At 57.2% G+C, this 12,376-nt stretch carries 10 protein-coding genes; 4 read left to right on the top strand and 6 right to left on the bottom strand.

The window, feature by feature from the left end; translation table 11 throughout:
- Nucleotides 1-70 precede the first annotated feature (70 nt).
- From galS to mglC, 4 genes are all read left to right on the top strand, one after another.
- Nucleotides 71-1,111, top strand: coding sequence for an HTH-type transcriptional regulator GalS (gene galS / locus MYY08_RS16805; RefSeq protein WP_190296031.1), 1,041 nt, complete (start codon nt 71-73; stop codon nt 1,109-1,111).
- 326 nt (nt 1,112-1,437) lie between these two features.
- On the top strand, nt 1,438-2,433 hold the full coding sequence (gene mglB, locus MYY08_RS16800) for a galactose/glucose ABC transporter substrate-binding protein MglB (RefSeq protein ID WP_038625220.1): 996 nt from the start codon (nt 1,438-1,440) through the stop codon (nt 2,431-2,433).
- A gap of 69 nt (nt 2,434-2,502) precedes the next feature.
- Nucleotides 2,503-4,023 (top strand): galactose/methyl galactoside ABC transporter ATP-binding protein MglA, encoded by a 1,521-nt coding sequence (mglA, locus tag MYY08_RS16795; RefSeq protein ID WP_038625221.1) that lies wholly within the window; start codon nt 2,503-2,505, stop codon nt 4,021-4,023.
- Between the two features lie 19 nt (nt 4,024-4,042).
- Nucleotides 4,043-5,053: a galactose/methyl galactoside ABC transporter permease MglC gene (gene mglC / locus MYY08_RS16790; RefSeq protein WP_038625222.1), complete on the top strand. Its 1,011-nt coding sequence runs from the start codon at nt 4,043-4,045 to the stop codon at nt 5,051-5,053.
- A 117-nt stretch (nt 5,054-5,170) separates the two neighbouring features.
- Here mglC and sanA read toward each other — a convergent pair whose 3' ends face one another.
- From sanA to metG, 6 genes are all read right to left on the bottom strand, one after another.
- Entirely contained in the window at nt 5,171-5,893 is a 723-nt protein-coding gene (gene sanA, locus MYY08_RS16785; protein WP_038625223.1) for an outer membrane permeability protein SanA, read from the bottom strand.
- 138 nt (nt 5,894-6,031) lie between these two features.
- The gene (locus MYY08_RS16780) at nt 6,032-7,729 is read right to left on the bottom strand and encodes an NAD-dependent malic enzyme (protein ID WP_038625224.1); all 1,698 of its coding nucleotides are present in this window, start codon (nt 7,727-7,729) and stop codon (nt 6,032-6,034) included.
- 237 nt (nt 7,730-7,966) lie between these two features.
- Nucleotides 7,967-8,857 (bottom strand): cytidine deaminase, encoded by an 891-nt coding sequence (gene cdd / locus MYY08_RS16775; RefSeq protein WP_288015015.1) that lies wholly within the window; start codon nt 8,855-8,857, stop codon nt 7,967-7,969.
- Nucleotides 8,858-9,006: 149 nt separating this feature from the next.
- Entirely contained in the window at nt 9,007-9,702 is a 696-nt protein-coding gene (locus MYY08_RS16770; protein WP_103790966.1) for a CidB/LrgB family autolysis modulator, read from the bottom strand.
- A complete protein-coding gene (locus tag MYY08_RS16765; protein WP_038625227.1) occupies nt 9,692-10,084 on the bottom strand; it encodes a CidA/LrgA family protein in 393 nt (130 codons plus the stop codon). Before MYY08_RS16765 ends, MYY08_RS16770 begins: the two co-directional genes overlap by 11 nt.
- Nucleotides 10,085-10,219: 135 nt before the next feature.
- Nucleotides 10,220-12,253, bottom strand: coding sequence for a methionine--tRNA ligase (metG, locus tag MYY08_RS16760; protein WP_288015013.1), 2,034 nt, complete (start codon nt 12,251-12,253; stop codon nt 10,220-10,222).
- Between the last annotated feature and the right edge of the window lie 123 nt (nt 12,254-12,376).

Genomic DNA, 12,376 nt, shown 5'->3' with positions numbered 1-12,376 from the left:
AATAGCCGCCAGCAACTCCAGTCGGCAGGTGAAGCATGCAATTTATCTCTTCTCTTTCAGGTCATTCATCATGATTACCATTCGCGATGTCGCACGACAGGCAGGCGTCTCCGTCGCGACGGTTTCCCGCGTGCTGAACAACAGCAACGCCGTGACGGCCGATACCCGCGATGCAGTGCTGTTGGCGGTAGAAGCGCTGGGCTATCGTCCTAACGCCAACGCGCAGGCGCTGGCGACGCAGGTCAGCGACACTATCGGCGTGGTGGTGATGGATGTCTCCGATCCCTTTTTCGGCGCGCTGGTGAAGGCGGTCGATACCGTGGCGCAGCGGGTGCAGAAGCATGTGCTGATCAGCAACTCCTGGCATCAGGAAGAAAAAGAGCGGCATGCGATCGAAGTGCTGATCCGGCAGCGCTGCAACGCGCTGGTGGTCCATTCCAAATCCCTGTCCGACGCTGAACTCGCCAGCTTTATGGATCAGGTGCCCGGCATGGTGTTGGTCAACCGCATTCTGCCAGGCTACGCGCATCGCTGCGTCGGTCTGGACAATATCACCGGCGCGATGATGGCGACGCGCATGTTGTTGCAGCAGGGGCATACGCGCATCGGCTATCTCGGCTCCAGCCATCCTATTGAAGATGAGGAGCAGCGCCGCGCTGGCTGGCTGCAGGCGCTGAACGAGCAGGGGATAGAACCGCCTGAGGTCTGGATCGGCAGCGGCGAGCCCGATATGCAAGGCGGCGAGGCGGCGATGGTGGAGCTGCTGGGACGCAACCTACAGTTGAGCGCCATTTTCACCTATAACGACAGCATGGCCGCCGGCGCGCTGACGGCGCTGAAGGATAACGGCATTCTGGTGCCGCAGCATTTCTCCGTGATCGGCTTTGATGATATTCCGATGTCACGTTACACCGATCCGCAGCTGACCACGGTGCGCTATCCTATTGTTTCAATGGCGAAACTGGCCACCGAGCTGGCGCTGAAAGGGGCTGCGGGCGAGCTGGATGTTTCCGCGCAGCACTGCTTTATGCCGACGCTGGTGCGCCGTCACTCTGTCGCCGCGCGGCAAAATGTGGCACCGGTCACTATTTCAACCGATTCCTCCATGTAACCGTTTTCAATCTGTGAGTAAATTCACAGTTAATTAACATCCAGCTCACTAAGATAGCAGCGTCTTAACGGCGCTGAAACATAATGTAACGGTCGATATGACTGGGTTGAAACCACCTCACGCGCGCCGTGCAATATTTTGTCATTACTTTCCAGGAAGCGTTACCGATTAAGGAAGTCAGGTTTTGTGTCAGCAATCCATCGGCTTTGGGTAACCTTTCGATAACGACCCGCCTGAACCGATTTTTTCACTGAATGTCCGCTTTTCTTTACCCGACAGGGTGAAGGGACCGGACGTAGAACGACCCTGCAAAAACCGGAGATACTATGAATAAGAAGGTTTTCACCCTCACAGCCCTGGTTGCCAGCATGATGTTTGGCGCAACGGCGCACGCAGCAGATACCCGTATTGGCGTCACCATCTACAAATATGACGATAACTTTATGTCGATGGTGCGTAAGGATATTGAAAAAGACGCGCAGGCTGCCGGCGGCGTGCAGCTGCTGATGAATGACTCGCAGAATGACCAGTCCAAGCAGAACGATCAGATCGACGTGCTGCTGGCGAAAGGGGTTAAAGCCCTGGCGATCAACCTGGTGGACCCGGCTGCGGCGGGCGTGGTGATCGACAAAGCGCGCAGCAATGACGTGCCGGTAGTGTTCTTCAACAAAGAGCCAAACGCGAAAGTGCTGGCCAGCTATGACAAAGCCTACTACGTCGGCACCGACTCCAAAGAGTCCGGCGTGATTCAGGGTCAGCTGATTGAGAAACACTGGAAAGCGACGCCAGCGTGGGATCTGAATAAAGATGGCCAGATTCAGTTCGTGCTGCTGAAAGGCGAACCGGGCCATCCCGATGCTGAAGCGCGCACCAAATATGTTATCGACACCCTGAACAAAGACGGCATCAAAACGCAGCAGCTGGCGATGGATACCGCGATGTGGGACACCGCGCAGGCGAAAGATAAGGTTGACGCCTGGCTCTCCGGCCCGAATGCCAACAAGATCGAAGTGGTGATCGCTAACAACGACGCGATGGCGATGGGCGCGGTAGAAGCGCTGAAGGCGCACAACAAAACGGCTATTCCGGTATTCGGCGTCGATGCGCTGCCGGAAGCGCTGGCGATGGTAAAATCGGGCGCAATGGCGGGCACCGTGCTGAATGATGGCGCTAACCAGGCGAAAGCCACCTTCGACCTGGCGAAAAACCTGGCCGACGGCAAACCGGCCGCTGACGGCACCAACTTCAAACTGGAAAATAAAATCGTACGTATTCCTTACGTCGCGGTAGATAAAGAGAACCTTTCTCAGTTCAGTAAATAAATCCTATTGGGCGCGGCGCTCACCGCGCCCTTATTCGCCAGACGCAGACAATTTTCAGCCAGGTAAATTATGGCCAGTGAAAACACAACACAGCAGCATGAATTCTTGCTGGAGATGACTAATGTCAGTAAGTCATTTCCTGGCGTGAAGGCTTTGGATAATGTGAATCTGAAAGTCCGGCCGCATTCCGTTCACGCGCTTATGGGGGAGAATGGCGCGGGTAAATCGACGCTGCTGAAATGCCTGTTTGGTATTTACAGCAAAGATAGCGGAACAATTCTGTTTCAGGGGAAAGAGATTAATTTCACCAGCGCGAAAGAAGCGCTGGAAAATGGCGTATCAATGGTGCATCAGGAATTAAACCTGGTGCTGCAACGTTCGGTCATGGATAACATGTGGCTGGGACGTTATCCGAAAAAAGGGCTGTTTGTCGATCACGATAAAATGTATCGCGACACCAAAGCCATTTTTGATGAGCTGGATATTGATATCGATCCGCGTGATAAGGTAGCGAATCTTTCCGTATCGCAAATGCAGATGGTGGAAATCGCTAAAGCCTTTTCCTACGACGCCAAAATTGTGATTATGGATGAGCCGACCTCCTCGCTGACGGAAAAAGAGGTGAATCATCTGTTCACCATTATCCGTAAGCTGAAAGATCGCGGCTGCGGCATTGTTTATATTTCGCATAAGATGGAAGAGATATTCCAGCTGTGCGATGAAATCACTATTCTGCGCGACGGCCAGTGGATCAGCACCCAGCCGCTGGAAGGGCTGGATATGGATAAGATCATCGCCATGATGGTTGGCCGTTCCCTTAACCAGCGCTTCCCGGATAAGACCAACGTGCCGGGCGAAGTGATCCTTGAGGTGCGCAACCTTACCTCGCTGCGTCAGCCTTCCATTCGCGACGTCTCTTTCGATCTGCATAAAGGGGAGATTCTCGGCATCGCCGGGCTGGTGGGCGCCAAGCGCACCGATATCGTGGAAACGCTGTTCGGCATCCGCGAAAAATCGGGCGGCACCATTAAGCTGCACGGTAAAGCGATTAATAATCACAGCGCCAATGAAGCGATTAATCACGGCTTTGCGCTGGTAACGGAAGAGCGCCGCTCGACCGGTATTTACGCCTATCTGGATATTGGCTTTAACTCGTTAATTTCCAATATTCGCCAGTATAAAAATAAGCTCGGCCTGCTGGATAACAGCCGAATGAAAAGCGATACCCAGTGGGTAATTGACGCCATGCGGGTAAAAACGCCGGGGCATCATACCGCTATCGGCTCGCTTTCCGGCGGCAACCAGCAGAAAGTGATTATCGGTCGCTGGCTGTTAACCCAGCCGGAAATATTAATGCTGGATGAACCAACGCGCGGCATTGACGTCGGCGCCAAGTTTGAAATTTACCAGCTTATTTCTGAACTGGCGAAGAAGGATAAGGGCATCATTATTATCTCTTCCGAAATGCCGGAGCTGCTGGGTATTACCGATCGCATCCTGGTAATGAGCAATGGCCTGGTCGCGGGCATCGTCGAAACAAAAACTACCACGCAAAACGAAATATTACGTTTAGCGTCGTTACACCTTTAATGATGTAAGGGTTGTTACCATGAAAGCTACAACGAAAAAGAATGCGCTGACCTGGTTGAAAGAGGGCGGCATCTATGTCGTATTGCTGGTGCTGCTGGCAATTATTATTTTCCAGGACCCGACCTTTCTCAGCTTAATGAACCTGAGTAATATTCTGACCCAGTCCTCGGTGCGTATTATTATCGCGCTGGGCGTCGCCGGGCTGATCGTGACCCAGGGCACCGACCTCTCCGCCGGGCGTCAGGTGGGCCTGGCGGCGGTAGTGGCCGCTACCATGCTGCAGGCGATGGACAACGCCAACAAAGTTTTCCCGCAGCTGGATACCGTGCCGATTCCGCTGGTGATCCTGACGGTGTGCGTTATCGGCGGCCTGATTGGTTTGCTGAACGGCATCATCATCGCCTACCTGAAAGTGACGCCCTTTATCACCACGCTGGGCACCATGATCATTGTCTACGGCATCAACTCGCTCTATTACGACTACGTGGGTGCGTCGCCGATCGCGGGCTTTGACGCTGGCTTCTCGAAGTTCGCTCAGGGCTTCCTGCGCTTCGGGGACTTCAAACTCTCCTACATCACCTTCTACGCCGTGATCGCTATCGTGTTTGTCTGGATCCTATGGAACAAAACGCGCTTCGGCAAAAACATCTTCGCTATCGGCGGCAACCCGGAAGCGGCGAAGGTCTCCGGCGTTAACGTACCGCTTAACCTGATCCTGATCTATGCGCTGTCCGGCGTGTTCTACGCCTTCGGCGGCATGCTGGAAGCGGGTCGTATCGGCAGCGCCACCAACAACCTCGGCTTTATGTATGAGCTGGATGCGATTGCGGCGTGCGTGGTGGGCGGAGTCTCCTTTGCCGGCGGCGTCGGCACCGTAGCGGGCGTGGTGACCGGCGTGCTGATCTTCACCGTTATCAACTACGGCCTGACCTATATCGGCGTTAACCCCTACTGGCAGTACATCATCAAGGGCGGCATCATTATCTTCGCCGTGGCGCTGGATTCACTGAAATACTCGCGTAAGAAGTAACCGGCAGGACGGCGGTGCAGCTCGCCGTCCTCCACTGTAAAAAAGCCGACCTGAGGGTCGGCTTTTTTATGGCGCGCGGTCACGGCTGAACCCTGTACGCGCAAGGGCAGAAACGCCTTATTTCTTCTTCTGCCGCTGCTCCAGCTCCAGCAGCTGCTCCGGCGTCACCGCCGGATAGCTCTGCGCATCCTGCGGCACTTCATGCACTGCCGGAATCGGCACCAGCGGGCCAAGGAAACGCGGCTCGCGCTTCATAATATAAAGATCGGCCAACGCGCCGAGACGGGCGGCGACTTCGCGCGCGCGCACGGTCAGCATATTTTTCGGCGACGGCACGGCGTAGCACTGCGCCTGAATGCCCATATGCAGCGCGATAAACAGCGCGCGCTCGCAGTGGAAACGCTGGGTAATGATAATGAAGTCGTTGGTGTCGAACACCTTGCGCGTGCGCACGATGGAGTCCAGCGTGCGGAAGCCCGCGTAATCCAGCACGATATCGGCAGGATTGACCCCGGCGGCGATCAGATCGCGTCGCATGGTCATCGGCTCGTTATAGCTCTGCTGGGCGTTGTCGCCGCTCAGCAGCAGGTAGTTCACCTTACCGCTGTTGTAGGCGTTCAGCGCGCCCTGAATGCGGTAGTGGTAATACTGGTTCGGCACCCCGGCGCGATAATATTTGGCGGTGCCCAACACCACGCCCACCTGACGGTGCGGCAGCGAGGTCAAATCGTCATACACCAGCGGGGCGGTTTTCCAGGCGATCCAGCGATCGAGGCCGAGCGCAGCCAGTATCATCAGCAGCAGGATGATAATCAGGCCATATGTCATGCGTTTCAACATGTTCGGCGTAGCTCTGGACGGGGCGGAATGAATGGCTCAAGGCTACTTGAGCCGGTAAGCTGACGCAAGCGCGCGCCGGTCAGACGCGGTTTTTTTAGACAATCTCCGCCATGACGCATGACGGAGATCGCGTTTGTGTTAAATCGAGGTGCGACGATAGTTACGATACTGCGGCATCCAGAAATTATTGGCTATCGCCTTCGACAGCACATCTTCCGAGGTGACGACCGCCACGCCCGCCAGCTGCGCCGCTTTGCCTACCGCCATCGCGATCACTTTCGACACGCCCTGAATATCTTTCACCTCCGGCAGGACCGGACCTTCGCCCTCGTTCACCAGCGGCGAACAGTCCGCCAGCGCGCGGCTGGCCGCCATCAGCATGCTGTCGGTGACGCGCGTCGCGCCGGAGGCGATAACGCCCAGGCCGATGCCGGGGAAAATATAGGAGTTGTTGCACTGGGCGATGGGATAAGTTTTATCGTGCAGGGTGACCGGCGCGAAGGGGCTGCCGGTGGCGACCAGCGCCGCGCCGTCGGTCCAGGCGAGGATGTCCGCCGGCGTCGCTTCCACGCGCGAGGTTGGGTTGGAGAGCGGCATCACGATCGGACGCGCGCAGTGGCTGTGCATTTCACGAATAATCTCTTCGCTGAACAGGCCCGGCTGACCCGATACGCCGATCAGAATATCAGGTTTGGCGTTGCGCACTACGTCCATTAGCGAGATCGCATCGCTGTCCAGATGCCAGCTGGCAAGGTTTTCGCTTTTCTGCACCAGCTTGCTCTGGAAGCTCAGCAGGTTCGGCAGCTTGTCGGTCAGCAGGCCGAAGCGGTCCACCATAAAGACTTTGGCGCGCGCCTCTTCGTCGCTCAGTCCCTCTGACTTCATCTGGGCGATAATCTGCTCGGCGATGCCGCAACCGGCGGAACCTGCGCCAAGGAACACCACGTTTTGATCGCGCAGGCGGCTGCCCGCCGCGCGGCTGGCGGCGATCAGCGTGCCGAGCGTTACCGCCGCGGTGCCCTGGATATCGTCGTTAAAGCAGCAGAGCTGGTCGCGGTAGCGCTCCAGCAGCGGCATAGCGTTCTTCTGCGCGAAATCTTCAAACTGCAACAGCACGTTCGGCCAGCGGCTGCGCACCGCCTGGATAAACTCGTCGACGAAGCGATCGTACTCCTCGCCGGTAATGCGCGGATGACGCCAGCCCATGTAAAGCGGATCGTTCAGCAACTGCTGATTATTGGTGCCGACATCCAGCACCACCGGCAGGGTATAGGCCGGGCTGATTCCGCCGCAGGCGGTATAGAGCGACAGTTTGCCGATCGGAATGCCCATGCCGCCGATGCCCTGGTCGCCGAGGCCGAGAATACGTTCGCCGTCCGTCACTACGATCACTTTTACATTCTGCTTGGTAGCGTTTTGCAGCATATCTTCAATGCTGGCGCGGTTCGGGTAGGAGATAAACAGACCGCGGGCGCGACGGTAGATTTCAGAGAAATGTTCGCAGGCGGCGCCGACCGTCGGGGTATAGATAATCGGCATCATCTCTTCGAGATGGTTATCGAGCAGGCGATAAAACAGGGTTTCGTTGGTATCCTGAATATTGCGCAGATAAACGTGCTTATCGTTATTGTTCTTAAAATCCTGGAACTGACGCCAGGCGCGTTCGGCCTGTTCTTCGATGGTTTCAACCGTTTCCGGCAGCAGGCCGTTAAGGTTGAAGTCGTTGCGCTCTTCGATGGTAAAGGCGCTGCCTTTATTCAGCAGGGGAAATTCCAGCAGGATAGGACCAGCGTAAGGGATATAAAGCGGACGTTTACTCTCGTAATCGAGTTCCATGCGGTGTTTGCTCCGGTTACAGGCACGTTCTCTTTGGGGAAGTGGCCAGTGTTTTTATAACAACAAGGGTGTGCCACGATCCTAAGAAAATTCACGCAGAAGTACAGCTTTTGTTAACCGCCGTTAACAAAAGCGGACGCTTTTTTGCGGAAAGCGTCTGAAAAGCGGAAGGCGGCGCGCCGCTGAGTGGGCCGCATTCGTTATCGACGGACGCGGCCGGTAAGACGAAGCCCGGACTTACGCTTTTCGCAGCGCAACCACTTCCAGTTGATGGCAGCCGAGCGCCTGTAAGGTCGCGGCGGTGGCGGGCTGCTGACGCAGCTGCGCGTCGGGGCTTTCCGCCAGCACGGCGCGTGTAATCTCATGGCAGCTTTCGCCGTGCATATTCAGCAGGATCAGCGCCGCCTGCAACGGCGGCAGGCTGGGGTTGAAGGCGACGTTTTCGATATAGCCGCCGTGATAGCAGGCGCCGCTGGCGGTTTGCAGCGCGACGCCGCTGTGCGCCTGGCTGTAGGGGGCATGGCTGCGGTTGGCGGCGGCGATCGCCGCCTGCGCCAGCGCGTCGCCCCCGGCGCGATAGCCGTGATCCACCTTATCCATCACCAGCGTGGTGATGTTCAGATCGCGCGGGCCGAAGGCGTCAGGCAGGTAGTCGGCCAGCGTCACCACCGGGCGGTCCGGCAGGCTGATGCGCAGCGCCGTGCCGCTGTTCAACTCATTCATAAACTGACGACAGTGGCCGCAGGGCGTGTAGTTGACGGTCATGGTCGCCAGACCGCTTTCGCCGCGTAGCCAGGCGTGGGTGACCGCGCTCTGCTCGGCATGCACCGTCTGCTGCATAGTGGCGCCGGCGAACTCCATATTGGCGCCGAAATACCAGTATCCGCTCTGACCGCGCGCGACCGCGCCGACGTTGAATTTCGACAGCGGCGTGACGGCGCAGGCGGCGGCCAGCGGCAGCAGCGCCAGCGCCAGCGCGTCTTCATTCAGGCCGCTCTCCTGGCAGAGTACGGCTACCTGGTCAGGGGTCAAAAAGGCGGCAAAATCGTCAGCGTCAAGGACAGGAAGTAGCGCGGCCTGAAGCTCGGCCGCTAAACCGGCAAAAGCCGGACGAAAACATGGATGCATTGCATGCCTCTTATAGCTGGGGTTATCCCAAAATTGTAAAGCACCGGCAGGGGGTTATATGTGATCTCTGTCGCTACGGCAATGTAATGCGTGAAATGAAATGACAATTTGCGCGATCTCTCGCAAATTTTAACCGTTGCGCGGCGCGTTTAACCCAACAGCGCCAGCAGCAGCGGAAACAGGAACGGCGCCAGCAGCGAAGTGATGATGCCGCAGATCACCAGCGCCAGCGAACTGAACGCGCCCTCCTGAAAATCGAGTTCGGCGCAGCGCGCGGTGCCGAGGGCATGCGAAGCGTTGCCGATGGCCAGCCCGCGCGACGCTTTGGTTTTTATGCGCATCAGGTTCAGCAGCATATGACCGAACACCGCGCCCAGCACGCCCGCCACCAGCACGCAGATGGCGCTGATGGCCGGAATACCGTGCAGCGAGGCGGAGACCGCCATGGCGATAGGCGTGGTGACCGATTTGGGCAAAACGGTGGCGGCGATTTCCGGCGTGGCGCCCAGCCAGAGAGCGATGGCGGTGCCGGAAACCATCGCGGTCATGCTGCCGATAAAGCAGACGGCGATAATCGATTTCCAGCGCGCGCGAATCTGATGCAGCTGTTCATAGAGCGGCAGCGCCAGCGCCACCACCGACGGTTGCAGCAGGCTATTGAGGATAGCGCTGCCCTGAAAGTAGCGCGCATAGGGCATATTGATCAGCAGCAGCAGGGGAATAATCACCGCCATCGAGATCAGCAGCGGATTAAACAGCGAGATTTTTACCCGCGCCGCCAGCCAGCGCGCGCCGAAAAACACCGCCAGCGTCAGCGGCAGCGACCACCAGATATCACTCATCATGCTTTTCTCCGACGATGGGCTTGCCGTGCAGACGATGCGAACTGTAGCCGACGACGATCAACACCAGCAGGGTGCTGAGCACGCAGGAGACGAAAATAGGCCCAAACTGGGCGGCGAGCACATCGGTGTAGTTCATCACGCCAACGCTGATCGGCACAAACAGCAGCGCCATATAGCGAATGATCAGGTAGCAGCCGGGCTTCACCCAGTTTACCGGAACGATTTGAAAACCCAGCAAAAGAAAGAGGATCAGCATCCCGATAATACTGCCGGGAATAACAATGGGCAGCAGGGATGAAATGCCGATGCCGGCATACAGACAGAGATAGATGATGATGAAGGCGCGCAGATAGCGCCAGCAGGCAGAGAGCACGGCGGCCATGGCAGACTCCTGTTTTTGACGCAGGTAATCATACGCTGAAACGGCTAATCGTGCTACCGATCACATAATCAGGCGATGCGGCAAAAAACGCCCCTGAGCGGGGCGTTATTAACAGCAGAGCGGCGTCGGGGAGGCTTATTTCACCGGCATGCCGGGCTGGGCGCCGTTGTCCGCGCCAAGAATGAACAGATCTTTTCCGCCCGGACCCGCCGACAGCACCATGCCTTCCGACACGCCGAAACGCATCTTACGCGGCGCCAGGTTGGCGACGATAATGGTGTGGCGGCCGACCAGCACCGACGGATCGGGGTAGGCGGCGCGAATACCGGAGAAGATCTGGCGCGTTTCGCCGCCCACGTCCAGCACCAGACGCAGCAGCTTGTCGGAGCCTTCCACCAGTTCGGCGGTTTTGATCAGCGCCACGCGCATATCCACCTTCGCAAAATCGTCGATGGTGATGGTGTCGCCGATGGGATCGTCCGCCAGCGGGCCGCTTGCAGCAGGCTGCGCGGCGGCCGCGGCGTCCTCTTTCGAGGCTTCGATCAGCGCGTTGATTTTCGGCATTTCGATGCGGCTGTAGAGCGCTTTAAACGGCGCGACTTCATGGTTCAGCAGCGGGGTGTCAATGGCATCCCACAGCAGCTCCGCCTTCAGGAACGCTTCCACGCGCTCGCTTAACGAAGGCAGCACCGGCTTCAGCCAGGTCATCAGCACGCGGAACAGGTTGATGCCCATGGTGCAGATCGCCTGCAGATCGGCGTCGCGGCCTTCCTGCTTCGCCACCACCCACGGCGCCTGTTCGTCAACGTAGCGGTTGGCCATATCCGCCAGCGCCATAATTTCGCGGATGGCGCGGCCATATTCGCGGCTGGCCCAGGCATCGCCGATGCTGGCGGAGGCGTCGGTAAAGGTTTTGTAGAGCGCCGGATCTGCCAGATGATCGGCCAGCTGGCCGCCGAAACGCTTGGCGATAAAGCCGGCGTTGCGCGAAGCCAGGTTCACCACTTTGTTGACGATGTCGGCGTTAACGCGCTGCACGAAATCTTCCAGGTTCAGGTCGATATCGTCGATGCGCGAAGAGAGCTTCGCCGCGTAGTAGTAGCGCAGGCTGTCGGCGTCCAGATGCTCAAGCCAGGTGCTGGCCTTGATAAAGGTGCCGCGCGACTTGGACATCTTCGCGCCGTTGACCGTGACATAGCCGTGCACAAACAGGTTGTTCGGTTTGCGGAAGTTACTGCCTTCCAGCATCGCCGGCCAGAACAGGCTGTGGAAGTAGACGATATCCTTGCCGATAAAGTGATAGAGCTCGGTAGTGGAATCTTTTTTCCAGAACTCGTCGAAATCCAGGTCGCCGCGTTTGTCGCACAGATTCTTAAACGAACCCATATAGCCGATCGGCGCATCCAGCCAGACGTAGAAATATTTGCCCGGAGCGCCCGGAATTTCAAAACCGAAGTAGGGAGCGTCGCGGGAGATATCCCACTGCTGCAGGCCGGATTCAAACCACTCCTGCATCTTGTTCGCCACCTGCTCCTGCAGCGCGCCGGAACGGGTCCAGGCCTGCAACATTTCGCTGAATGACGGCAGATCGAAGAAGAAGTGTTCAGAATCGCGCATCACCGGCGTGGCGCCGGAGACCACCGATTTTGGATCGATCAGCTCGGTCGGACTATAGGTCGAACCGCACACTTCGCAGTTGTCGCCATACTGGTCGGCGGCTTTACATTTCGGGCAGGTGCCTTTAACGAAGCGGTCAGGCAGGAACATGCCTTTTTCCGGGTCGAACAGCTGCGAAATCGTGCGATTCTTAATGAAACCGTTCTCTTTCAAACGGTTGTAGATCAGCGCCGACAGCTCACGGTTTTCATCACTGTGCGTGGAGTGGTAGTTGTCGTAGCTGATGTTAAAGCCAGCGAAATCTTTCTGATGCGCCTGACTCATCTCAGCAATCATCTGCTCAGGGGTAATGCCCATCTGCTGCGCTTTCAGCATAATCGGCGTGCCGTGCGCGTCGTCAGCGCAAATGAACCATACCTGATTGCCGCGCATTCGCTGGTAACGGACCCAGATATCAGCCTGGATGTGCTCCAGCATATGGCCAAGATGGATGGGACCATTTGCGTACGGCAGAGCGCACGTTACCATTATTTTTTTCGCGACTTGAGTCATAGCGGGACATGTTTCTTCTGGTTAAAAAGGGCTTTAGATGTTAACCGAAAGCCCGACCCGGCGTAAACAAAGGGATTTAGCGCATCGCCAGGCAAACACGATCTGTCGGGGCTTCTGGTATGC

This window comes from Mixta sp., assembly GCF_024610815.1.
Taxonomy (GTDB): domain Bacteria; phylum Pseudomonadota; class Gammaproteobacteria; order Enterobacterales; family Enterobacteriaceae; genus Mixta; species Mixta calida.
This window is presented reverse-complemented; position numbering and strand designations above follow the sequence as displayed.